The organism is Pseudoduganella sp. S-14 (assembly GCF_049913285.1).
GTDB lineage: Bacteria > Pseudomonadota > Gammaproteobacteria > Burkholderiales > Burkholderiaceae_D > Rugamonas.
Map to the genome: position 1 here is coordinate 1,804,577 of NZ_CP183991.1, position 24,075 is coordinate 1,828,651.

Consider the following 24,075-nt stretch of genomic DNA (forward strand, 5'->3'; position numbering starts at 1 on the left):
AAAGCTGGCACACTGGTCATCCGCGCCGCATACCGCGGCGCCCCGGCCGGAGCAGGTCTTTGCGTTCGAACAAAGTTGCCTCCATCGCATTATTGGTCAGCGTGGCGTTGGCGAGCATCGTCACCGCCGTGCTGCTGGTGTTCGCCGCTTACTCCTATTCCTCGGAGAGCAGCAAGCGCTGGCAAGAGCTGCAGCGCGTGCTGAATATCAGCGCTGACCAGTTGGCGCTGGGGGTGGCCATGCCAGCCTGGAATTTCGACGACAAGCAAGTGTTGTCCATCATGCGCGCCAGCATGAACCAGCGCGACCTGCATGCGATCGTGTTGTACGGCACGGGCAGCAAGCGTGAGCTGGTGGTGCAGCGCGGCCCCGGCGACAAGCTTGAAACCGGCCTGCCGCTGGCAACCACGCCTGACATGCTGGTGGCACAGCGCCCGGTCGTCGTCGATGGCGCCGCGATCGGCACCATCAAGGTTTTCGCAACGCCAGCCTATATGCTGCAGCAGTTGCAGGACCAGCGCCGCGTCAACCTGATGGCGATCCTGGTGCTGGCTGCGGCGCTGGTCACCAGCCTGTACGGCTTGCTGTGGTTCCTGATCCTGCGGCCGCTGAAGGCGGTAGGCCAGTACGTCATGGGCGATACGCCGCAAAAGGCCTGCTTCTACGGCGAACTGCGCACCCTCAAAGAGTCCATCCACAAGATGTGGGAGCTGCTCGACAGCCGCTACCGCTCGATGCGCGAGAGCGAGGAACGCCTCAGCGTTGCCACCCGCGCTGCACGCATCGGCATCTGGGACTGGGACGTGGTCTACGACGAATTGATGCAGGACGACGAGATCATGCGCCAGTACGGCCTGGGCAGCCGGCTGGGCGGCGGCAACTACAAGGCCTGGCTGGAGCGCGTGGTGCCGGAAGACCGGGAGCGCGCGCGCGCCGAGGTGGCGGCCGCCTTGAACGGCGAGCGCGACTTTTCCCTGCAATTCCGCATCCGCCGGCCTGACGGCACGCTGCGCCACTTGCGTTCGATGGCTCGCTCCTTCCGCGATGCGCAGGGCAAGGTGGTGCGCATGGTCGGCGTCAGCATCGACGTCACCGAGGCTACCGAAAGCGAGCAGGAATTGCGGCGCCACCGCAGCCACCTGGAAGAACTGGTGAGCGAACGCACGGCTGCCCTGTCGGTAGCGGTCGCCGAAGCCCAGGCGGCCAGCCGCGCCAAGAGCGTGTTCCTGTCCACCATGAGCCATGAACTGCGTACGCCCTTGAATTCGGTGATCGGCTTTTCGCGCCTGATGGCGCATTCGACCACCATGTCGGCCGATGAGAAACGCAATATGGCGATCATCCACCGCAGCGGGCAGCATTTGCTGGCCTTGATCAACGACATCCTCGAACTGTCGCGGATCGAGGCCGGCGGCGTGAGCTTGCACCGGGAGGCGGTCGACGTGGCGCAACTGCTGCGCGATGTGTGCGATATGGTGGGCGAGCGCGCCGTGCAGGCCAGGGTGGCGTTGACGATGGAATGCGGCGCCTTGCCGCGCGCGCTGATGATGGATGGCGCCAAGGTGCGCCATGTGCTGCTCAACCTGGTGACCAATGTCCTCAAACATGCGCGCCAGGGCACGATCACGCTGTCGCTGCGGCCGACGGGCCTGCCCGGCGGCCGGCATGGCCTGGCGTTTGCAGTATGCGCGGGGCAGGCTGGCATTCCAGAAGACCCCGGCCTTGGCCTGGCGATTTCGCGCCAGTACGTGCGCATCATGGGCGGCGAGCTGGAAGTCGAGCCCGAGCCGCGGCCGGGAGCGGGCACGGTATTCCGCTTCACCATCGAGGCGGAAGAGGCCGATGCCGGCGAGCCCCTGGCGCGCCTGCCGCAGCTGGCGCCGATGCACCAGGGCCGGCGCATCCTGGTGGTGGATGACGGGGTCGAGGGCCGCCACCTGCTGCGCAGCATGCTGCTGCCGGCCGGCTTCGAGGTTCAGGAGGCGTCCGATGGCGTGGAGGCACTGGATGTCATCGCCAAGTCGCAGCCGGAACTGGTGTTGATGGACTGGCGCCTGCCAGTGCTGGACGGGCTGGAAGCAACGCGCCGCCTGCGCGCCGATCACAGCCTGCCGCAGCCGCGCGTGGTGTTGATGACGGCAACGGCCTTTGGCGGCGAACGGCAACAGGCCCAGGCGGCCGGCGCCGACGACTTCCTGCACAAGCCGGTGGAACAGGACAAGCTGTTCCGGGTGCTGCAGCAACAGCTGTCGCTGCAGTACGTCGAGGGAGCCCTGCCTTAGCCCTCGTTTTGCGCTACCATAGTCGAACTATGGCTAACCTAATTACCTTGTTGCAGCAGTATGGTGTCCTGATCGTCTTTGCCGTGGTGCTGGTCGAACAGATGGGGTTGCCAATTCCTGCCTATCCAGTACTGATCGTGGCCGGTGCGCTGGCCATTGATAATGGCAATAGCGCGCCGTTTCCGGTGGTGCTGGGCGTTGCCATGCTGGCATGCCTGCTCAGCGATTTCTTCTGGTTCCGCGCCGGCCGCCGTTTTGGCAAGCGCATCCTCAAGCTGCTGTGCAAGATTTCGCTGTCGCCGGACTACTGCGTCAGCCAGACGGAAGACAACTTCCGCAAATGGGGACCGAAGTCGATGGTCGTGGCCAAATTCATCCCCGGCTTCAACACCATTGCGCCACCGATGGCAGGCGCGCTGGGCACCGGCGTGCCCACCTTCCTCGGATTCAGCCTGCTGGGTGGCCTGCTGTGGAGCGCCACCGGCCTGCTGATCGGGGCCTATTTCCATGCTGACGTAGACAAGGTGCTGGACGTGCTGTCGACCATGGGTTCGACCGCGCTGACGGTGCTGGCTATCCTGCTCGGCCTGTTCGTGCTGGCCAAGTTCATCGAGCGGCGCCGCTTCCAGAAGGCGATGCAGACCGAGCGCATCAGCATCGATGAACTGAAAGAGTTGCTCGATTCGGGCCATGACCCAGTGATGGTCGATGCGCGCAGCGCCACCGCGCAATTGCTGGACCCGCCGGTGCCGGGCGCCCTGCTGGTAGGCGCCAGCGATCCGCTGGCCGTGATCAAATCCCTGCCGAAAGACCGCCACATCATCGTCTACTGCAGTTGCCCGAACGACGTCACCGCCGCCAAGGTAGCCAAGCAGCTCCATTCCCACGGCTACAAGCGCGCCAAGCCCTTGCACGGCGGCCTCGACGCCTGGAACACCGCCTTCCGCAGCGAGAGCGAATCCGCGGTGATCGCCGAACAGACCCCCGACAGCCTCACCCCCGCCGACTCCCGTCATTAAAGTCGGGGTCAGGTCTGGCAATCCGCCAAAAAGTGCACACGCGTGCGCTTTTTGGCGGATTGCCAGACCAGACCCCGACTTTTTTATGCAAGTAGGAGTAGTCATACTACCGTCAAAATATCCCGTAATGTAGCGTCCATACCTAACTTTCACTGTTTCTGTACTCAAACTACAAAGAACTACTTGCGTCTCGACTAACAAATCCCTTAGGATTGGGGCTCAACTTAACCGCTTGTGCCCATGACCGCCCAGACCCTCTCCGCGATGACCGCCACCTTCCCAAGCCCGCGCCTGCTGGCTGATGTCGGCGGTACCAATGCCCGGTTTGCGCTGGAGCTGGCTCCGGGCAGGATCGAGAACATCCATGTGTTGTCCGGTGCCGCCTATGCGACGCTAGGTGAGGCGCTGAAAGCCTACCTGGCGCTGCCGGACGTGGCGGCGGCGGCCGGCCTGGGCGTGCGTCACGGTGCGATTGCGATCGCCAATCCGGTCAATGGCGATTACGTCAAGATGACTAACCACCATTGGGAGTTTTCGATCGAGGCACTGCGCCTGGAAGTGGGCTTCGAGGTGCTGGTGGTGGCCAACGATTTCACCGCGCTGGCGCGCTCGCTGCCGCTGCTGGCGGATGACCAGAAGCGCCAGGTCGGCGGCGGTATGCCGCAGGCCGGTGCGCCTCTTGGCCTGATCGGCGCTGGTACCGGCCTGGGCGTGTCGGGCCTGATCCCGTCGGCGGCCGGCTGGACCGCGTTGCTGAGCGAAGGCGGTCATGTCAGCTTCCCGCCGATGAATCCGGAAGAGGTGGCGATCCTGCAGTATGCCTGGACCGAATTCCCGCACGTGTCGGCGGAGCGCTTGCTGTCCGGCGTCGGCATCGAACTGATTTACCGGGCGCTGGTGGCCCAGCGCGGCCATGAAGAACCGGTGCTGTCGGCGCCGGAGATTGCACGCCGCGCGCTGACCGGCGACTGCCCGCTGTGCGACGATGTGATCGAACACTTCTGCACCATGCTGGGCACCATTGCCGGCAACCTCGGCGTGACGCTGGGCGCGACGGGCGGCATCTATATCGGCGGCGGCATCGTGCCGCGCCTGGGCGAGCGCTTCGACCGTTCTGGCTTCCGCGCCCGTTTTGAGGAAAAAGGGCGCTTCAACAAATACCTGGCGGCGATTCCTACCTATGTGATCACTGCCGAGTACCCGGCTTTTGTTGGTGTTTCGGCAATCCTGGCCGAGCGCCTGGCCGGCTAAGCGAGCAGGCTTTTACACTTCTCTCCGGTTTTATCAGGTACAATTGGCCAAGTTGGATGAAGCGGCGCCTGTCGCCTGCCTTGTTTTCGCCCTGAAAACGCTCTCCACCTGAGACTCTCGCCCCGGCGCGCAGCGGTCCGGCGCCTTCTTACTTAGTTACACAACCAAATGTAGTGTATGGATAATGCAGAGGCTAAGAAAGTCCTCGAAGCTGCGCTGCTATGCGCCCGTGAACCCTTATCGATCCACAGCCTGAAAAAGCTGTACGTCGAAACCGACGACCAGGGCAATCCGCTCGGAACCGGGGTCGGCGCCGATACGATCAAGGAATTGCTGGAAGAGTTGCGCCAGGATTGGCAAGGGCGCGGCATTGAGGTGGTCAGCCTCTCCAGCGGCTGGCGCTTCCAGAGCCGGCCTGAAATGAAGTTGTACCTGGATCGCCTGAATCCGGAAAAACCGCAGAAATATTCGCGCGCCACGCTGGAAACGCTGGCCATCATCGCTTACCGCCAGCCAGTGACCCGTGGCGATATCGAGGAAATCCGCGGCGTTGCGGTGAACTCGCAGACGATCAAGATGCTGGAAGACCGCGGCTGGGTCGATACGGTTGGCTACCGCGATGTGCTGGGCCGCCCGGCCTTGCTGGGCACCACCAAGCAGTTCCTGGACGACCTGGGACTGGAATCGCTGTCCCAATTGCCGCCGCTGCAGCAGATCAGCGATACGGAGAATGAAAATCCGCTGGAAGTCCTGGAGGCTCGCTTGACCGAGAACTTCGAGAAGGCGGCGCAGGAAGCACAAGTAGCAGTAGAAGAGAAAGAGGCGACGCCGGACGAGGCGCCGTCGGTAACAGACGACCCGGCGCCCGATAACGTCGAGCCCTTAGCAGAAACGAATAATGAACAAGCCTGATAACACCCCAGAAACCGGTACTCCGGCAGCCGCCGAGTCCGCACCCGCCAAGCCGAAACGCCGCACCAAGGCGCAGATCGAGGCTGACAACGCTGCCGCCCTGGCGGCCGGCGAAACGCCAAAGCCTAAGCGTCGTACCAAAGCCGCAGCCGCGGCCGAAACTGTGGCGGGCGAGCAGCCTGCTGCGAGTGCGGAAGCGGCTCCGGCCAAAAAGCCGCGTGCCAAGAAGGTTGTAGCGGCGGAAGCGGCGCCGGTTGCGGAGGCTGCTCCAGCGCCGGCCGCATCGGCGCCAGCGGAAGCTGCGCAGGGCGGCGAGGGCGGCGAAGGCCAGGGCAAGGATCGTGGCCGTGCACCGCGCGGCCCGCGCCAGATGCGCGAACAGCGCGCGCTGCGCCAGGCTGAGAAGGCTGCCGTGGCGGCTGCGGCGCTCGGCGCCGAAGCTGCGCCGGCCGAAGGCGCCGCTCCGGCTGGCGCTGAGGGCGGCGAGGGCGCGAGCCCATGGCCAAGCGCAGTCCCGGCTGAAAAACGCCACGACAAGCACGACAAGCACGACAAGCACGGCAAGCACAAGGGCAAAAAGGGCAAGCACGGCATGCAGGCGCAAGGCGAAGGCCAGGGCGCGCAAGCGCCTGAAGGCGGCCAGGGTCAAGGCCAGGGCAAAGGCGGCCAGGGCAAGCAGCGTGTTCCGGGCGCCTTCGGCAACAAGATGAAGTCCAAGGACAAGTCGTCCGAAGCCGATGCCGTGTTCTCTTTCGTGACCTCCGACGCGTTCGACCGCGACGAGGGCGGTTCCGGCAAGCCGGTCAAGGCGCGCCGCGACCTGACGGCGGAAGATGATGCACCGAAACTGCACAAGGTGCTGGCGGAAGCGGGCATGGGTTCGCGCCGCGACATGGAAGAACTGATCATCGCAGGTCGCGTGTCGGTAAACGGTGAGCCGGCCCACATCGGCCAGCGTATCCTGCCGACCGATGCGGTCCGTATCAACGGCAAGCTGGTGCAGCGCAAGGTTTCCAAGAAGCCGCCGCGCGTGCTGGTGTATCACAAGCCGGCCGGCGAAATCGTGTCGCACGACGACCCGGATGGTCGCCCATCGGTGTTCGATCGCCTGCCGACCATGAAGACCGGCAAATGGCTGGCCGTTGGCCGCCTGGACTTCAACACCGAAGGCCTGCTGCTGTTCACCACCTCCGGTGACCTGGCCAACCGCCTGATGCACCCGCGCTACAACATCGACCGTGAATACGCGGTGCGTACCCTGGGTGAGCTGGAAGAAGGCATGCGCCAGAAACTGCTGGCCGGCGTCGAGCTGGAAGACGGCATGGCGCAGTTCACCAAGATCGCCGATGGCGGCGGTGAAGGCGTCAACAAGTGGTACCGGGTGGTGATCGGCGAAGGCCGTAACCGCGAGGTGCGCCGCATGTTCGAGGCGATCGGCCTGACCGTGTCGCGCCTGATCCGTACCCGTTACGGCGCGCTGACGCTGCCGAGCAACCTGAAACGCGGTCGCTGGGAAGAGATGGAAGAGAATTCGGTGCGCGACCTGCTGTCCGCTGTCGGCTTCAAGAAAGAAGGCGGCGCTGGTGCTGGTGCGGGCGAGGGCAAGAAGCCGCAGGGTGGCCAGGGCCAGGGTCAGGGCAAGCGTGAGCGCGAGCCGAATGGCAACCGCATGGACGTGAGCAACAAGAATGCCGATCCGTTCCCGCAGGCGCCGCGTGGCGGCCGCAATCAGGGACAGGGGGCATTCTATGGTGCGCCGCGTCATGGCGGTGGCTTTGCCGGTTCCGGTGACCAGCAGCCTGGTGGCCGTGGCGCCGGCGGTGCTGGCGGCGCCAAGGGTAGGGGCAAAGGCAAGGGGCAGGGTAGCGGCCCACGCCAGCCGGACCCGCTGATGACTACTTTTGGTTTCGCCGGCCAGGGGCATGGCCACGGGCAAGGGCAACAGCGCCGCGGCGGGCACCAGCCGCGCGGCGGGGCGTCCGACCATGGCATGCCGCGCCGCCGCAAGGGCTAAAACCGGTAATCCGGTGGCCTGACCCGCAGGGGCAGGCACCTTCGGCCCGCAGCCGCCGCGTATGGCGTCAAACCCTGCGGGTCTGACACAGGTTTGCCGGTTTGGGTGTTGGTTTTTGAGCACCTTGCTATTGTTGCACCCGCTTCTGATGTGGTATGCGGCATTGCAGCGAAGTCAATAAGGCGCTATAATGAGCAGCCTAGTTAAAGTTCTTCGCAGGTATTTTTGCCGAGAGTGCTTTCATCTGGCTGCAGTAACGAAAGATGGGCAGTTGCCCATTTTTTTTTGGTTGAATCGTTTTAAGTATCTGGAGATTTCTTTTGCAACTGCCTGAATTGATTGAAAAAACCGTCGCTGGCCTCGGCTACGACCTGGTCGATTTCGAACGGGCCGAACGCGGACTGCTGCGTGTTTATATCGACTTCACGGCGGAAGATGCAGAAGAGAAGGGCCCGATCACGGTTGAAGACTGCGCCACGGTGAGCCACCAATTGTCGCACGTGCTGACGGTCGAGAACGTTCCTTACGAACGCCTCGAGATTTCGTCGCCTGGCCTGGACCGTCCGCTGCGCAAGTTTGCGGATTTCGTCCGCTTTGCCGGCAGCGAAGCCATCGTCAAGCTGCGCATGGCCATTCCCGGTACTGCGAACCGCAAGTCCTACCAGGGCATCCTGACGGAGCCTGAAGGCGATCAACTGGGTATTGAATTTGAAGGTAAAGAAGGTCCGGCGGTGCTGAATTTCACGCTCGCGGACATTGATAAGGCACGCTTGGTGCCGCAGGTGAATTTTGGGAGCCGCAAAGCATGAGTCGCGAAGTATTGTTATTGGTTGATGCGCTGGCGCGCGAAAAGAACGTCGACAAGGAAGTCGTGTTCGGCGCGCTCGAGTTCGCACTGGCGCAAGCCACGAAGAAGCGCTATGAAGGCGAAGTGGATATTCGCGTTTCGATCGACCGTGAAAGCGGCGAGTTCGAGTCCTTCCGCCGCTGGCACGTCGTGCCTGACGAAGCCGGCCTGCAGCTGCCCGACCAGGAAGTGCTGCTGTTCGAAGCGAAAGAACAGATCCCTGACATCGAAGTCGATGAATACATCGAAGAGCCGATCGAATCCGTGGAATTCGGCCGCCGCTTCGCCCAGGACACCAAGCAAGTGGTTCTGCAGCGCGTGCGCGATGCTGAACGCGAGCAGATCCTGCAAGACTTCCTGGAGCGCGGCGACGCGCTGGTGACCGGCACCATCAAGCGCATGGAGCGCGGCGATGCGATCGTCGAATCCGGCAAGATCGAAGCCCGCCTGCCGCGCGACCAGATGATCCCGAAAGAGAACCTGCGTATCGGCGACCGCGTACGTGCTTACATCCTGCGCGTTGACCGCAATATGCGCGGCCCGCAAGTGATCCTGTCGCGCACCGCGCCGGAATTCATCATGAAGCTGTTCGAACTGGAAGTGCCAGAGATCGAACAAGGCATGCTGGAGATCAAATCCGCTGCACGCGACGCCGGCGTCCGCGCCAAGATCGCCGTGCACACCAACGACAAGCGCATCGACCCGATCGGTACCTGCGTCGGCATGCGCGGTTCGCGCGTGCAGGCCGTGACCGGCGAACTGGGCGGCGAGCGCGTGGATATCGTGCTGTGGTCGGAAGATCCTGCGCAATTCGTGATCGGCGCGCTGGCTCCTGCCAACGTGTCCTCGATCATGGTCGACGAAGACAAGCACGCGATGGACGTGGTGGTTGACGAAGAAAACCTGGCAATCGCCATCGGCCGCTCCGGCCAGAACGTGCGCCTGGCTTCCGAGCTGACCGGCTGGAAGATCAACATCATGACCGCGGAAGAATCGGCCGACAAGCTGGCGACCGAAACCGCTGCAGTGCGCGCGCTGTTCATGGAAAAACTGGATGTGGACCAGGAAGTGGCGGACATCCTGGTGGAAGAGGGTTTCAGCAGCCTGGAAGAAATCGCTTACGTGCCGATCTCCGAGATGCTGGACATCGAAGCGTTCGACGAAGACACCGTCAACGAGCTGCGTACCCGTGCCCGCGACGCCCTGGTGACCGAAGCCATCGCTTCGGAAGAAGGCCTGGAAGGCATGGAAGAACAGCTGGTTGGCCTGGAAGGCATGGACCGCGTCACCGCGGGCAAGCTGGGCCTCGCCGGTATCAAGACCCTGGCGCAATTCGCCGGTCTGGCCTATGACGAGTTCGGCGCCATCCTGGCATTGTCGAGCGACCGCGCACGTGAACTGATTTCGAATGAGTTTGAGAATGTGACCGACGATGAAATGAAGCTGGTCGACGGTAAGTACGATGATCGCGCCAAGGCCCTGCAAGCCAAGGCTTGGGCATCGTCCGAAACGGCCAAGGCCTGAGTTATGGCCTGAACAGCAAAAGCAGCTTTATTTATCATCGAGACACATAGAAAAGAGGACTGAATGGCGAGTAACAACGTAGCCCAATTTGCCACCGAACTGAAGATGCCTGCAGATTTGCTGCTGTCGCAGCTGAAGTCTGCTGGCGTCGAAAAGAGTTCGGCGTCAGATCCATTGTCAAAAGATGATAAGGACAAGCTGCTGGAACACCTGCGCCGTACCCACGGCGCAGGAGCAGAGCCGGGCGAAAAGAAAAAGATCACCCTGACTCGTAAAGAGACCACGGAGATCAAGCAGGCCGACGCCTCCGGCAAGGCCCGCACCATCCAGGTCGAAGTGCGCAAGAAGCGCACCTTCGTGCAGCGCGACGACCTGACCACCGCAGTAGCCGCCAAGCCGGCCGCGCCGGTGATCGACGCCGCCGAACAGGCGCGCCGTGAAGAAGAAGCACGCCGCCAGGCCGAGCTGATTGCTCGCCAGGAAGCAGAACTGAAAGAGAAACAGGAGCGCCTGGCCAAGCTCGACGAGGAAAAGGCTGCACAAGCCAAAGCCGCCGAAGAGGAAGCCAAGCGCGTAGCGGAAGAGCAGGCCAAGAAAGCTGCAGCCGACAAGGCCGCCGCCGAGAAGGCTGCTGCTGCCGCTGCATCCGGCGCCGCGCAGAAAGCCGCCGCCGAAGAAGAAGAGAAAAAGCGCCTGGCTGACGCCGAAGAATCCAAGCGCAAGCACGAAATCGCCGCCAAGGAAGCCGCCGAGCGCGCCGAAGCGACCGAACGTGCCCGCAAAGCTGTTGCGGACGAAGTGGCCCAGATCAAGCTGATGATGAGCCAGCCGCGCCGCGTGATGAAGGCGCCAGAGCCGGCACCGGCCGCCGCTGCCGCCAAGCCGAAAGTCGCTGAAGGCACCCTGCACAAGCCAGTCGACAAGAAGCCTGCGACCACCGCAGCTCCAGCCGGCGAGAAGAAGGATGACAAGAAGGGCGGCGACAAGAAGTCCATCAAGTCGGCCAACGTGGCTTCGACCTGGCAGGACGAGAAGCGCCGTGGCGCCCCAGGCGGCGGTGCAGGCAAAGGCCGCGGTGGCAACACCGGCGCCAATGCGGGCGGCCGCGACGGCTGGCGCGCAGGCGGCAAAGGCGGTCGCCGCGGTGGTCATCATGACGATCGCGAAACCAACTTCCAGCAGCCGACCGAGGCGATCGTGCATGAAGTGCACGTGCCGGAAACCATCACCGTGGCCGAACTGGCGCACAAGATGGCAGTCAAGGCATCCGAAGTCATCAAGCAGCTGATGAAGCTGGGCCAGATGTGCACCATCAACCAGGTGCTGGACCAGGAAACCGCGATGATTGTGGTGGAAGAGATGGGCCACAAGGCCTTCGCTGCCGCTGTCGACGATCCGGAAGCGCTGCTGGCCGACCAGGGCGAGCACGCCGAATACGAAGCAACCCCGCGCGCACCAGTGGTGACCGTGATGGGCCACGTCGACCACGGCAAGACCTCGCTGCTGGACTACATCCGCCGCGCCAAGGTCGCGTCGGGCGAAGCCGGCGGCATTACCCAGCACATCGGTGCCTACCACGTGGAAACCCCGCGCGGCATCATCACTTTCCTGGATACCCCGGGCCACGAAGCCTTCACGGCAATGCGTGCCCGCGGTGCGAAAGCGACCGACATCGTGATCCTGGTGGTAGCGGCCGACGACGGCGTGATGCCGCAGACGAAGGAAGCGATTGCCCACGCCAAGGCAGCGGGCGTACCGCTGGTGGTGGCGATCAACAAGATCGACAAACCAGGCGGCAACGTCGACCGCGTGACCCAGGAGCTGGTGGCCGAACAAGTGGTGCCGGAAGAATACGGTGGCGATTCGCCATTCGTGCCGGTGTCCGCGAAGACCGGCCAGGGCATCGACGACCTGCTGGAGCAAGTGCTGCTGCAGGCCGAGGTGCTGGAACTGAAAGCCCCGGTCGAAGCGCCTGCGCGCGGCCTGGTGGTGGAAGCCCGCCTCGACAAGGGCCGTGGTCCGGTGGCCACCATCCTGGTGCAGTCCGGTACCCTGCGCCGCGGCGACGTTGTGCTGGCCGGTTCCTCCTTCGGCCGTGTGCGTGCCATGCTGGACGAAAACGGCAAGTCGATCGCCGAAGCGGGTCCTTCGATCCCGGTCGAGATCCAGGGCCTGACCGAGGTGCCGGCGGCCGGTGAAGAAGCGATGGTCATGGCTGACGAGCGTAAAGCCCGTGAGATCGGCCTGTTCCGCCAAGGTAAGTTCCGCGATGTGAAGCTGGCCAAGCAGCAGGCCGCGAAGCTGGAGAACATGTTCGACCAGATGGCCGAAGGCGAAGTGAAGAACCTGCCGCTGATCATCAAGACCGACGTGCAAGGTTCGCAGGAAGCGCTGGTTGGCTCGCTGCAGAAGCTGTCGACCTCCGAGGTGCGGGTACAGATCGTGCACGCAGCGGTGGGCGGCATCTCGGAATCGGACGTCAACCTGGCGACCGCTTCCAAGGCAGTCATCATCGGCTTCAACGCCCGTGCCGATGCACAGGCGCGCAAGCTGGCCGAGACCAACGGCGTCGACATCCGCTACTACAACATCATTTACGATGCGATCGAAGAGGTCAAAGCGGCGTTGTCGGGCATGCTGGCGCCGGAGAAGCGCGAACACGTTACCGGCCAGGTCGAGATTCGCCAGGTCATCCACGTCTCCAAGGTCGGCGCGATTGCAGGCTGCCTGGTTACCGATGGCGTGGTCAAGCGTTCGTCTTCCGTCCGCCTGTTGCGCAACAACATCGTGGTGTGGACCGGCGAGATCGACTCGCTCAAGCGCTTCAAGGACGATGCGAAGGAAGTTCGTGCCGGCCTGGAGTGCGGCCTGAACCTGAAGGGCTACAACGACATCGTCGTCGGCGACGTGCTCGAAGTGTTCGAAGTGCAGGAGATCGCCCGTACCCTGTAACAGCAGGACGGCGCGATACACGGCGGGTGCTTCCCGCCTCGCGAGAGCGGGGCAGGGCACCCGCCTTTTAGTTTATTAAAACCCGGTAAACCTGGGTCAGACCCTCGGGTCTGGCCCAGGTTTACCGGGTTTAAAAGGAATCATCATGGCAAAACACAGCAAATCCATCCCCCAGCGCGGCCTGCGCGTGGCGGATCAAATCCAGAAAGACCTGTCCGAGCTGATCGCCTTCGAAGTGAAGGACCCGCGCGTCGGCATGATCACCTTGTCCGAAGTGCAGCTGACGCCCGACTACGCCCACGCGAAGGTGTTCTTCACCACCCTGAAGGACGATCCCGAGTCGATCAAGAACACCCTGGCCGGCCTCGCCGCTGCCGCGGGCTACCTGCGCAACCAGCTGGGCAAGCGCCTGCACATCCACACGCTGCCGCAGCTGCACTTCCTGCATGACATGTCCGCCTCGCGCGGCATGGCAATGTCCGCCCTGATCGACAAGGCCAACGCCACCCGCGCCGCCGACTTCGAAGAAGACAAAGACGAAGAATGACCGAAGCACGTGTAAAGCGCGTGCGCGACGCCGTGGACGGCGTGCTGCTGCTCGATAAGCCGGTTGGCCTGTCCAGCAACGACGCCCTGATCAAGGCCAAGCGCTTCATGAACGCGAAAAAAGCCGGCCACACCGGCACGCTCGACCCGTTTGCCACCGGCTTGCTGCCGCTGTGTTTCGGCGAAGCGACCAAGTTCTCGCAAGACCTGCTGGAAGCCGACAAGACCTACCTGGCCACCGTGCACCTTGGCGTGCGCACCGACACCGGCGACACCGAAGGCCAGGTGCTGGAAACGCGCGACGTCAGCGCGACGCTGGCAGACATTGAAGCGGTGCTGCCCCGTTTCCGCGGCCCAATCAAGCAAGTACCGCCGATGTACTCCGCGCTCAAGCGTGATGGCAAGGCCTTGTACGAATACGCCCGCGAAGGCATCACGCTCGAGCGCGAGGCGCGCGACGTGGTGATCCACAAGCTGGAAATCGTCGGCTATGAAGCGCCGTTCTTGCGCATTGAAGTCACCTGCAGCAAAGGCACTTATATCCGCGTGCTGGGCGAAGACATCGGCGCAGCCCTGGGCTGCGGTGCGCACCTGAACGCCCTGCGCCGCACGCAAGTCGGCGCGCTGACCACCGACAAGATGGTCACGCTGGAAGACCTGGCCGCCCACGCTGCGCCACGCGAGCTGCTGGCGCCCGTCGACACACTGCTGTCCTCTTTCCCGCGCATCGTGCTGAACGCCGACCTGGCGAAGCGCTTCCTGCACGGCCAACGCCTGCCGCTCGGCAAAGAGCCAAGCATTGCCGTCCCCGCGCCATACGAGGGCCGGGTGCGCATTTACGATGAAGCCGGCCGCCTGCTCGGCACTGGCTTCTTCGGCGAATATGCCATCCTGGCGCCGGAGCGCTTGATCGCGACTGCGTGAAGGCGTACTTTGAACTCGGCGCCCCTGACGGCCTCCGGTCCAGGTTTCTCGCCGATGCCGCCGAATTCGAGAGCTGGCTTCTTGAGCTGGCTGGAGAGTTATCCGGCGAATATCCGCCTGCGGCGCTGGCCAAGCTTGCGGACATTTCACTGTGCGGCGCTGCAGCGCTGAAGACTGCCCATCTGGACGAAGCATGCCTGATCGACCGCCTCATGCACGATTACTGGATCTTCTGCACCATGACCGCCCGTCATGGAGAGCAGGACGTCACGCCGGCGACCACGCATTGCTATCCCATGGAGCTCGCGCGGGTCCTGCCGGCTGCCAGCCGCGAAGTGTGCGAATACTATCGGCGCCTGTTCGCGGGTGACACCCTGGCTGAATGCAGCGACCATACTTATCGATCGGCAGACGGCGTGTTCCGCTGGTCCTGGCTGTTGCCGCATGAGGTGGCGGATTTTTGCGACAGGCTGCAGGACCATGCACATTCTGAAAGCGAAGACGCAATACGCGAGATTCTCGCGCTACTCCGTCTGGCAAAGGACGAGCGAAGCAGTCTGCTGATTTCGCTTGCCTGAGCGCCCAGGTTTTTGCCACCTGTCCCCGCATAGCGCCGTTCGGCCCCTTTTTTTCCAGGCTCAAGGAAGAGGCCCGAGAATGAACCACCAATTCATTCGAAAGGCTCACCATGAAACTGCAGAAGCTTGCCAGCCTGGCGATGCTGGCTTCCCTCGCCGCCCAGGCCGGTGCCGCCGCGCCGCGCATCCAGGATGACCTGTACCGGGCCGTCAACGGCGCCTGGATCGAGACCACCACCATTCCCGCCAACCGCGCCGAGTCCTACGGCGCCGATCTGCCCGATATCGTCGATCAGCGCGTGCGCGATATCGTCGAGGAGCTGTCGGCGCAGCCGCAGCGTGCGGGCAGCATTGAGCGCAAGATCGGCAGCTACTACGCGGCCAACCTGGATACCGCACGGATTGAAAAGGAAGGCTTGGCGCCGATCCGGCCCTTGTTGGCCGAGATTGACGCCATTGGCAATCGCCGCCAGCTGGCCCGGTGGATGGGACGGGCGCAGGGACGCATTGAGACGCCGCTGTGGCTGTGGGGCGGCTTTGCCGACTTCAAGGATCCGACGCTGAATCGCGTCATGATGTGGCAGGGCGGGCTTGGCTTGCCAAACCGCGATTACTATCTGTTGCCGGACGACGCCCCGATGGCTAAAGCGCGCGCCGCCTATTGCGACTACCTTGCGACGCTGGCGGCGCTGGCGGGCCAGCCGCAGCCGGCAGCGATGGCTGCACGCGTGCTGGCGCTGGAACAGCGCATCGCAGCAGTCCAGCTTCCGCTGGCGCAGGCGCGCGATCCGGCGCTGATGTACAACCCAATGAACGCGCGCGAGTTGCTGCGCCACGCGCCCGGCATCGACTGGCCGGCCTTTATGCGCGCCGCCAGCATGCCCGAGGGCGAAGCGGTAACGGTGGCGCAGCTTGCGCCGGCCAAGGCCATTGCCGCGCTGTTCGCCGCAGTTCCCCTGGACGACTGGAAGATGTATTTCAAGCTGCGCAGCCTGGACGAAGCGGCGCCAGTATTGCCGAAAGCCTTTCGCGATGCACGGTTCGCTTTCAGGGGCAGGGCCCTTGGCGGCCTCGGCGCCGAAGCGCCGCGTGTCGAAGCCGCGATCACCGAGATCAGTTCGGCTTTGGGCGAGCCGTTAAGCAAAGTGTATGTCGAACGCCATTTCCCGGCTGCGCACAAGGCGCGCGTGAGCGCCATGGTCGACCACCTGCTTGGCGCCTATCGCGAAGTGATCGCGGAAAGCAGCTGGATGTCGGCGGCGACACGCGAGCAGGCTTTGGCCAAACTGTCCAAATACAAGGCCAAGATCGGGTATCCGGAGCAGTGGCGCGATTATTCCGGGCTTGTAGTACGTGACGGCGACGCGCTTGGGAACCGTCACCGCGCGCGTCGCTTTGAGTGGGAATACAAGGCGGCGCAGGCGGGCAAGCGGATGGACCGCAACGCATGGGCAATGTCCCCGATTACCGTCAACGCTTTCTACGATCCGATGCTGAACGAGATCAACTTGCCGGCTGGCCTGCTGCAGGCGCCCTTGTTCGATATGGCAGCGGACGATGCGGCCAACTACGGCGGCATCGGCGTCCAGATTGCCCACGAGATCAGCCACGGTTTCGATACGATGGGTGCGCAGTTTGATGGCGATGGCGTCATGCGCAACTGGTGGAGCGAAGCAGACCGCAAAGCTTTCGAGGAGATCGGCCAGCGCCTGCAGGCGCAGTACGCGCGCTACGAAGTCTTGCCGGGCAAGCACGTCAACGGCGCCATGACGCTGTCGGAGAATATGGCCGACCTCACCGGGCTGCAGGTGGCGTTCCGCGCATATCGGCTCGCATCTGCCGGCAAAGTCGTGCCGCTGATGGAGGGGTTCAGCGGCGAGCAGCGCTTTTTCCTGAACTTTGCGAAAAGCTGGCGCAAGAAGGCGCGCGACGAACGGGTATTGCAACTGCTGGCGTCCGATCCCCACGCGCCGAACGAGTTTCGTGCCAACGGGCCGGCGGTGAACGTCGATGGCTTCCATGAGGCGTTCGCCACCAAGCCGGGCGATGCCATGTTCAAGCCGGTGAACGAACGCATTCGGGCGTGGTGAGGCGCATATCTCGCTTATTGCATAAAAGTCACATAGAATTCCGTCATGCGCCAACCCTCCTTCTTCCCGCACGACAGGCAGTTCTGGATCTTCCATGGCAGTGCGCTCGCCCTCGGCTTTGCGGTGTCGGCATTGATGATCTATTTCACCGGCTACCGCGTTGCCAGCAAGCTGCTGGCAAGCACGTCGTGGATGCCGATGTACACGGTGGCAGTGCTGTGTTTCCGGTGGCTTTACCTGCGCCGCGCGTGGAAGCAACTGTCCATGGGGCGTCTTGTTTTCATCGCTGTGGGCTACAGTGCGGTGGCGGGCATCGCCATGGGGGTGCTGGTAGTATTGCTTGTCGCTCCGCCGTTCATCGGAGATGTGCGCGCCCAGTACCAGGCTCTCGGGATGGTGTTCGATCCCTGGCGCTATTACGTCGACTCGTTCGTTGAACAGGCGGTGCAAAGTCAGCTCTTCGTCTGCATCTGGTGTTTCATCTATACCAGCGTCACCTCGATGCGTCACATCCGCGAAACGGAATTGCAGACCTTGCGCCTGCAGAACGGCTTGAAGGAAGCCCAGTTGAGCAGCCTGTCAAACCAGCTCAACCCCCATTTCCTGTTCAACGCCTTGAACAACATCCGTTTCATGATGCATGAGGACGTGCAGTTGGCCGACCGCATGATGACGTCTCTGTCTGAAATCCTGCGCTATTCACTGGAAAGCAGTCGCCACGACAAGGTGAGCTTGCGCCGTGAACTGGCCATCATCCACCAGTACGTGGGCATCGTGAAGATCCAGCTGGAAGAGCGCATGGATTTCGCGATCCGCATTCCCGAGCAATTGCACGGCGCCCTGGTGCCGCCGATGGTGCTGCAGATGCTGGTTGAAAATGCGGTCAAGCATGGCCTGGAGAACCTCCAGCGCGGCGGCAGGCTGGCGGTGGACCTGGCCGACCGCGATGATTGCCTGGTATTTGAAGTCTGCAACGATACGCCGCAACAGGCGCCCGGCAAGACAGACGGCATGGGTATCGGTTTGCAGAATATCGAACGTCGTTTGAAGTTGCTGTATGGCGAACTGGCCGCCATCCTGGTCGAGCGCAGTGCCGGCAAGTTTAAAGTGACGGTGACATTACCCAAGGAATATGCAAAGTGAAAGCTGTTGTCGTTGAAGATTCCCGCCTGGCGCGCGAAGGGCTGGTGCGCATGCTGCAGGCTTTCCCCGCGATGGACGTGATCGGACAGGCGGACCATCCGAGTACGGCGCTGGCATTGATGCGGGAGACGCGGCCCGACGTTGTTTTCCTCGACATCCATATGCCCGGTGCCACGGGCTTTGATTTGCTGGAGCAGCTCGATTATGTGCCGCGCGTGATCTTCACCACTGCCTATTCCGAACATGCCATCCGTTCCTTCGACTTCCATACGGTCGATTACCTCCTGAAGCCGATCAGCGCCGAACGCCTGGCACTGGCCATAGCCAAGCTGACGGGCGCCCCCGGCGCCTCGGACGAGGGCGAGGGGCCCAAGCCGGAACTGGAATTTAACAGCAAGATTTTTATCAAGGATGGCGACCGCTGCCACCTGGTGTCGCTTGACGCGATCCATTACATCGAGAGCTGCAGGAATTACGTACGGGTGTTCTTCGGTGAAAAGAGCGCCTACGTCAAGAAGTCGCTGAACAGCATTGAGGCCCGCCTGCCCAGGCAGTTCTTCTTCCGCGCCAATCGCCAGCACATCGTCAACCTGCAGTCCATCGTGCGCATCGAGGAGTCGATGAATCTGGGCTACGAGGTGACCCTCACCGGCGGCAAGGTGCTGGAAATTTCGCGCCGCAACGCAGCCCAGTTGAAAGAACTGCTCAGTTTCTAAGTCGCGCCACACCATGCTATACTAGTGGGTTCAGTGCTTCCGCACGTGCAGAATTCCTGTCAATACACAAATCATGTCTAATACTAAACGCGCAATTCGCAACATCGCCATCATCGCCCACGTCGACCATGGCAAAACCACCCTGGTGGACCAGCTGCTGAAGCAATCCGGTACCTTCCGCGAGAACCAGCAAGTGGACAACCGCGTCATGGACTCCAACGACCTGGAGAAAGAACGCGGCATTACCATCCTGTCGAAGAACTGCGCCGTTGAGTACGAAGGCACCCACATCAACATCGTCGATACCCCCGGCCACGCCGACTTCGGCGGCGAAGTGGAGCGCGTGCTGTCGATGGTCGACTCCGTGCTGCTGCTGGTCGACGCGCAGGAAGGCCCGATGCCTCAGACCCGTTTCGTCACCCGCAAGGCGCTGGCCCTGGGCCTGAAGCCGATCGTGGTGCTGAACAAGATCGACCGTCCTGGCGCGCGCGCTGACTGGGCGATCAACCAGACTTTCGAACTGTTCGACAAGCTGGGCGCAACCGATGAACAGCTGGACTTCCCGATCATCTACGCGTCGGGCCTGAACGGCTACGCCGGCCTGACCGAAGACGTGCGCGGCGGCGACATGAAGCCACTGTTCGAAGCGATCCTGAAGTACGTGCCGGTGCGCGACGACAATCCGGACGGCCCGCTGCAGATGCAAATCACCTCGCTGGACTACTCGTCCTACGTGGGCAAGATCGGTATCGGCCGTATCAACCGTGGCCGCGTGAAAGCAGGCCAGGACGTGGTCGTTGTCGACGGTCCAGGCGCTACCCCGATCAAGGGCCGCATCAACCAGGTGCTGAACTTCAAGGGCCTGGAGCGCGTGCTGGTTGACGAGGCTGTCGCAGGCGACATCGTCCTGATCAACGGTATCGAGGAAATCGGCATCGGCTCCACCGTGTGCGCAGCCGACACCCCTGATCCGCTGCCAATGCTGACCGTCGATGAACCAACCCTGACCATGAACTTCATGGTCAACACCTCGCCGCTGGCTGGCCGCGAAGGCAAGTTCGTGACATCGCGCCAATTGCGCGACCGCCTGGACAAGGAACTGAAATCCAACGTGGCACTGCGCGTTGCCCCGACCGACGACGACACGATCTTCGAAGTGTCCGGCCGCGGCGAACTGCACCTGACCATCCTGATCGAAAACATGCGTCGCGAGGGCTTCGAAATGGCCGTGTCGCGTCCGCGCGTTGTGTTCAAGATGGTGGACGGCGTACGCCACGAGCCATACGAAATGCTGTCGGTTGACGTGGAAGAAGCCAACCAGGGCGGCGTGATGGAAGAACTGGGCCGCCGCCGTGGCGACCTGCAGAACATGGAATCGGACGGCAAGGGCCGTGTGCGCCTGGAGTACCGTATTCCTGCGCGCGGCCTGATCGGCTTCCAGGGCGAATTCATGACCCTGACCCGCGGTACCGGCCTGATGTCGCACGTTTTCGACGCCTACGCTCCGGTCGACACCTCCAAGGGTGAAATGGCTGGCCGCCGCAACGGCGTGATGATCTCCCAGGATGACGGCCAGGCCGTTGCCTATGCACTGTGGAAGCTGCAGGACCGTGGCCGCATGTTCGTGGTGCACAACGACCCAGTGTACGAAGGCATGATCATCGGTATCCACTCGCGCGACAACGACCTGGTGGTGAACCCGATCAAGGGCAAGCAGCTGACCAACGTGCGTGCTTCCGGCACCGACGAGGCAGTGCGCCTGGTTCCGCCAGTCCAGCTGTCGCTGGAATACGCAGTGGAATTCATCGAGGACGACGAGCTGGTGGAAATCACGCCTAAGTCGATCCGCCTGCGCAAGCGCTACCTGAAGGAACACGAGCGCAAGCGCGCTTCCAAAGAAAACGCGTAATCGCCTCAGCGCATCGCGCCAGCCCGCCGCCTCGCAAGAGCCGGCGGGCTTTTTGTTTGCGCCTGCGTGTAACAAGCAATCACCGGATTGACCGTTTGCGCATCGCAGCAAGCATATCCTTATTCGTAGAACGCCTTTAACTGCGGGGTTTTTTCAACACTTTGATCATCGTAGTGATTCTTTGGCAGGTGCGTGATTTTTCGTTACAGGGCTCACTTAGAATCGGCTCACCAAGCAAGCAAAACTACAACAAGGAGATCACCGTGAGTCAGCCGCAGTACAGGAAAGTCCGACTGTTCAATCGGACGATGTTCATTTTGGTATCGCAACTGGTCGCCAGCGGCGCCTTTGCGCAGGAGGCGGAGCAGCAAGCAACGCATGTGGTGACCGTCAGCGGCACGCGTGCTTCCGTGGCATCGGCTATCGAGCGCAAGATCCGCAGCAGCACTGTTTCCGATTCGCTGGTGGCGGAAGACGTGAACCAGTTCCCGGACAAGAACGTGGGCGAGGCGCTGTCGCGCATCACTGGCGTGCAGTTGACCCGTGATTTCGGCGAAGGCTCGCAGGTCTCCATCCGCGGCGTGGAGCCGGACCTGAACCGGGTGGAGATCAACGGCATGTCGGTGCTGGCCACGGGTGATGGTGGCGGCCGCGGCGCGGAATTGCGCGAGCTGGCCTCGGAATTGATCCAGTCGATCGACGTCTACAAAGGAACCACCGCCGACCTGACGGAAGGCGGCGTAGGCGGTACGGTGGTCATCACCACGCGCAAGCCGCTCGATTTCACCAAGCCCACCCTCAGCACCACGATTTCCGGGGAGCGGGCGACGAGCCGTGGCGGCGTGCAGCCGCGTGCCAGCTTGCTGCTGGCCGACAAGTACCTGGACGGCAAGCTTGGCCTGATGGCCAATATCGTCTACGACAAGGTTTTCACCCGCAATGACTACGCGCGCAATACTTCGTGGCGCTTCCTGCGTGACTGGGACTTCTCGCCGGAGAAGACGGTCACCAGCCTTGACCCGGCCGTGGCGGCCGTGAGCACGCCTGCCGGCTGCGCGTCGACGACGCTGACCACGGCCCAGCGCACCGCCTGCAACGCGCAATGGTCCGACTATTCGCCGGGTATTTCGCGCTACGGCATCTGGACCCGCGACCACCAACGCACTTCAGCGGAACTGACGGCGCAATACCAGTTTACGCCGGGCTTGCGGGCCTTTGTCAGCTACGAAGGCAATGACCAGGACCAGCGCCTGAATGACCGCAACTTCGGCACGGACCTGGGCAACGTCACCCGCCTGTCCAATGCCGGCACCGCGCCGGTGTATAACCCCGCCACGGGCGTGCCGACCACCGCGGGCAGCTGTGTGGGCGTCCCAACCACGAGTACTCCCGCAGGCGTCACGGTGCAAAACCATTATGTGACCCAATTCACAGTCGGCAACTGCCTGTATGTGGGCGGCACCGGTGGACAGGGCGCCTTCGGTACGTCGGCGCGCGACTTCTCGCTGAAGGTCCGCTCGGATTACCTGTCCACGGGATTCAACTGGAAGTCCGGCGCCTGGGAGGTGGACGGTTTGCTGAATGCCTCGAAGTCCAAATACAGCTCGCAGAGTAACAATATTTCGATGACGCAGAATGCGCCGGGCCTTAAGGTGTCGCTCGACGCGCAAGGCTTGCCGCATTTCGAATTCCCGTCAGGGTATTCGCCTGATGCCAACACCTCCTATATGCAAGTACAGCTGCAATACCGGCCTTCGGAAACCAGGAACACGGAAGACCAGGGCAAGCTGGATTTCAAGTACAAGCTGGATAACCCATTCTTCCGCAAGCTGTGGTTCGGCGTGCAGAGCCGCCGTTCGACGGCGCAAAAGTACGGGGGTGGCGGCTACCTGGCCAGCAATGGCGCGAACCTGGCCTCGACCGCGGACGACGTCAACGTCTTGCAGGCCAACGTCAACCAGACGCTGATCTACGATCCTTTGAACAAGACCGGCGTCGTGCGTGCTGCGGACGTGCAGCCATTTATCTCGTCGACTTCTTCGACCAAGTACATCAATGCGGCGCAGATGGAGGCGCTGGTGGCTGCCGTGCGCGGAACCTCGCCGGGCACCTTCTTCAAGGGCTTCGATGGCGTCAGCAACATGCCTTCGGGCTGGTTGAGCCCCAACTACCAGGCAGCGACGCCTTATTTCGATACGTCGCATTTCACCCACCAATACCTGTACAACGCGCCGGGCAGCGACGGCAAGACGTATCCGCAGATTCCTGCATTCAGGGCGGAGGAACGCGTGCTTGCCGGCTACGGCCGCCTGGACTTCAGCACTGAGCTGGCAGAGCGCCAACTCTTCGGCAACATCGGCGTGCGGTATGCCCGTACCCAGGAAAGTGCCACCGGGCTGGCGAAATACCAGGTGCGCGTGGCCACTGCGCCTGGCAGCACGTCTTTCGTCGACCGCGTCATTTCCAACGGCATCGCTACTGTCGACAACACTTATCACGACTGGATGCCGAGCGTGAATGCCGGCTTGTGGCTCGTACCAGACACCTTCCTGGTCCGCACCGCCTGGGGCAAGGTACTGGCGCGTCCGAAGATCGATTTGCTGGTGCCGAACGCCACCTGTACCGCAGGCAGTGGTCTGGCACAATTCGGGGGCGATGGCATTGACGACTGCAAGGCTGGCAACCCGGACCTGAAGCCCTACCGCGCAACCAATACTGACCTGAGCCTGGAATACTATCCAAGCAAGGATACCCAGTTGAGCATGGGCCTGTTCAACAAGAAGATCACCAGCTACATCGTCGACAAGGCGGTAGTGCCCAAGGTCGACTTGTTCAAGGATGGCGTGCTGTTCGACGTGACCCAGCCGATCAACGGCCAGGGCGCAACCACCAAGGGTGTCGAGCTGACGGCACGCACGGCCTTGACCATGCTCCCTGGCTGGCTCGGTGGTTTCGGCATCGATACCAACTACACGCGCATGAAGTTCAAGTACGCTGCCGGCACGGCGCTGGTGAATGCCCTGGACGGGACCGAGCTGCCGTATCCGGGCCTGTCGAAGAACAGCTACAACATCGCCTTCTGGTATGACCGCAATGAGTACAACGCACGTATCGCATATACTTATCGCGACCGCTTCTTCACCGGCGGTAATGACGTGTCGGGTAATCCGAACTTCCAGGAGAAGACAGGCTTCCTGGATGCGAAATTCCAGTACCGTTTCAACAAGAACCTGACCTTCTCCATCGAGGGCAAGAACTTGACCGACCAGGAACAAGTCACCGATGCCGGCGACCTGTTCCGCGTGAACGAGCTGGCTTTCTCCGGACGTCGATATTTTGTGAGCCTGACTTATACGCACTAAGGAGTG

General features: G+C 62.4%; 16 protein-coding genes. All 16 read left to right on the forward strand.

The window, feature by feature from the left end; translation table 11 throughout:
* Positions 1 to 59: 59 nt before the first annotated feature.
* Positions 60 to 2,282 carry a response regulator gene (locus ACN9MZ_RS08275; RefSeq protein WP_426341711.1) on the forward strand — a complete coding sequence of 741 codons (2,223 nt, stop codon included), beginning with the start codon at positions 60 to 62 and terminating at the stop codon, positions 2,280 to 2,282.
* 29 nt (positions 2,283 to 2,311) lie between these two features.
* Positions 2,312 to 3,301: a VTT domain-containing protein gene (locus ACN9MZ_RS08280; protein WP_426341712.1), complete on the forward strand. Its 990-nt coding sequence runs from the start codon at positions 2,312 to 2,314 to the stop codon at positions 3,299 to 3,301.
* Positions 3,302 to 3,541: 240 nt separating this feature from the next.
* The gene (locus ACN9MZ_RS08285) at positions 3,542 to 4,552 is read left to right on the forward strand and encodes a glucokinase (RefSeq protein ID WP_426341713.1); all 1,011 of its coding nucleotides are present in this window, start codon (positions 3,542 to 3,544) and stop codon (positions 4,550 to 4,552) included.
* Between the two features lie 177 nt (positions 4,553 to 4,729).
* Entirely contained in the window at positions 4,730 to 5,464 is a 735-nt protein-coding gene (gene scpB, locus ACN9MZ_RS08290) for an SMC-Scp complex subunit ScpB (RefSeq protein ID WP_426341714.1), read from the forward strand.
* Positions 5,451 to 7,478 carry a 23S rRNA pseudouridine(2605) synthase RluB gene (gene rluB / locus ACN9MZ_RS08295; RefSeq protein ID WP_426341715.1) on the forward strand — a complete coding sequence of 676 codons (2,028 nt, stop codon included), beginning with the start codon at positions 5,451 to 5,453 and terminating at the stop codon, positions 7,476 to 7,478. Before scpB ends, rluB begins: the two co-directional genes overlap by 14 nt.
* A 320-nt stretch (positions 7,479 to 7,798) precedes the next feature.
* Entirely contained in the window at positions 7,799 to 8,287 is a 489-nt protein-coding gene (gene rimP / locus ACN9MZ_RS08300; protein WP_426341716.1) for a ribosome maturation factor RimP, read from the forward strand.
* Positions 8,284 to 9,849: a transcription termination factor NusA gene (gene nusA / locus ACN9MZ_RS08305; RefSeq protein ID WP_426341717.1), complete on the forward strand. Its 1,566-nt coding sequence runs from the start codon at positions 8,284 to 8,286 to the stop codon at positions 9,847 to 9,849. Before rimP ends, nusA begins: the two co-directional genes overlap by 4 nt.
* A gap of 63 nt (positions 9,850 to 9,912) precedes the next feature.
* Complete coding sequence (gene infB / locus ACN9MZ_RS08310) at positions 9,913 to 12,801, forward strand: translation initiation factor IF-2 (protein WP_426341718.1); 2,889 nt, start codon at positions 9,913 to 9,915, stop codon at positions 12,799 to 12,801.
* A gap of 145 nt (positions 12,802 to 12,946) precedes the next feature.
* Complete coding sequence (gene rbfA, locus ACN9MZ_RS08315) at positions 12,947 to 13,348, forward strand: 30S ribosome-binding factor RbfA (RefSeq protein WP_426169831.1); 402 nt, start codon at positions 12,947 to 12,949, stop codon at positions 13,346 to 13,348.
* A complete protein-coding gene (truB, locus tag ACN9MZ_RS08320) occupies positions 13,345 to 14,271 on the forward strand; it encodes a tRNA pseudouridine(55) synthase TruB (RefSeq protein WP_426341719.1) in 927 nt (308 codons plus the stop codon). The genes rbfA and truB overlap by 4 nt, the downstream gene beginning before the upstream one ends.
* A complete protein-coding gene (locus ACN9MZ_RS08325) occupies positions 14,268 to 14,849 on the forward strand; it encodes a hypothetical protein (RefSeq protein ID WP_426341720.1) in 582 nt (193 codons plus the stop codon). The genes truB and ACN9MZ_RS08325 overlap by 4 nt, the downstream gene beginning before the upstream one ends.
* Before the next feature lie 110 nt (positions 14,850 to 14,959).
* Positions 14,960 to 16,939 (forward strand): M13 family metallopeptidase, encoded by a 1,980-nt coding sequence (locus ACN9MZ_RS08330; protein WP_426341721.1) that lies wholly within the window; start codon positions 14,960 to 14,962, stop codon positions 16,937 to 16,939.
* 45 nt (positions 16,940 to 16,984) lie between these two features.
* Positions 16,985 to 18,082 carry a sensor histidine kinase gene (locus ACN9MZ_RS08335; RefSeq protein WP_426341722.1) on the forward strand — a complete coding sequence of 366 codons (1,098 nt, stop codon included), beginning with the start codon at positions 16,985 to 16,987 and terminating at the stop codon, positions 18,080 to 18,082.
* On the forward strand, positions 18,079 to 18,798 hold the full coding sequence (locus tag ACN9MZ_RS08340) for a LytR/AlgR family response regulator transcription factor (protein ID WP_426341723.1): 720 nt from the start codon (positions 18,079 to 18,081) through the stop codon (positions 18,796 to 18,798). The genes ACN9MZ_RS08335 and ACN9MZ_RS08340 overlap by 4 nt, the downstream gene beginning before the upstream one ends.
* A gap of 73 nt (positions 18,799 to 18,871) precedes the next feature.
* Positions 18,872 to 20,707 carry a translational GTPase TypA gene (typA, locus tag ACN9MZ_RS08345; RefSeq protein WP_426169847.1) on the forward strand — a complete coding sequence of 612 codons (1,836 nt, stop codon included), beginning with the start codon at positions 18,872 to 18,874 and terminating at the stop codon, positions 20,705 to 20,707.
* A gap of 308 nt (positions 20,708 to 21,015) precedes the next feature.
* Entirely contained in the window at positions 21,016 to 24,069 is a 3,054-nt protein-coding gene (locus ACN9MZ_RS08350; protein WP_426341724.1) for a TonB-dependent receptor, read from the forward strand.
* The last annotated feature ends 6 nt before the right edge of the window (positions 24,070 to 24,075 follow it).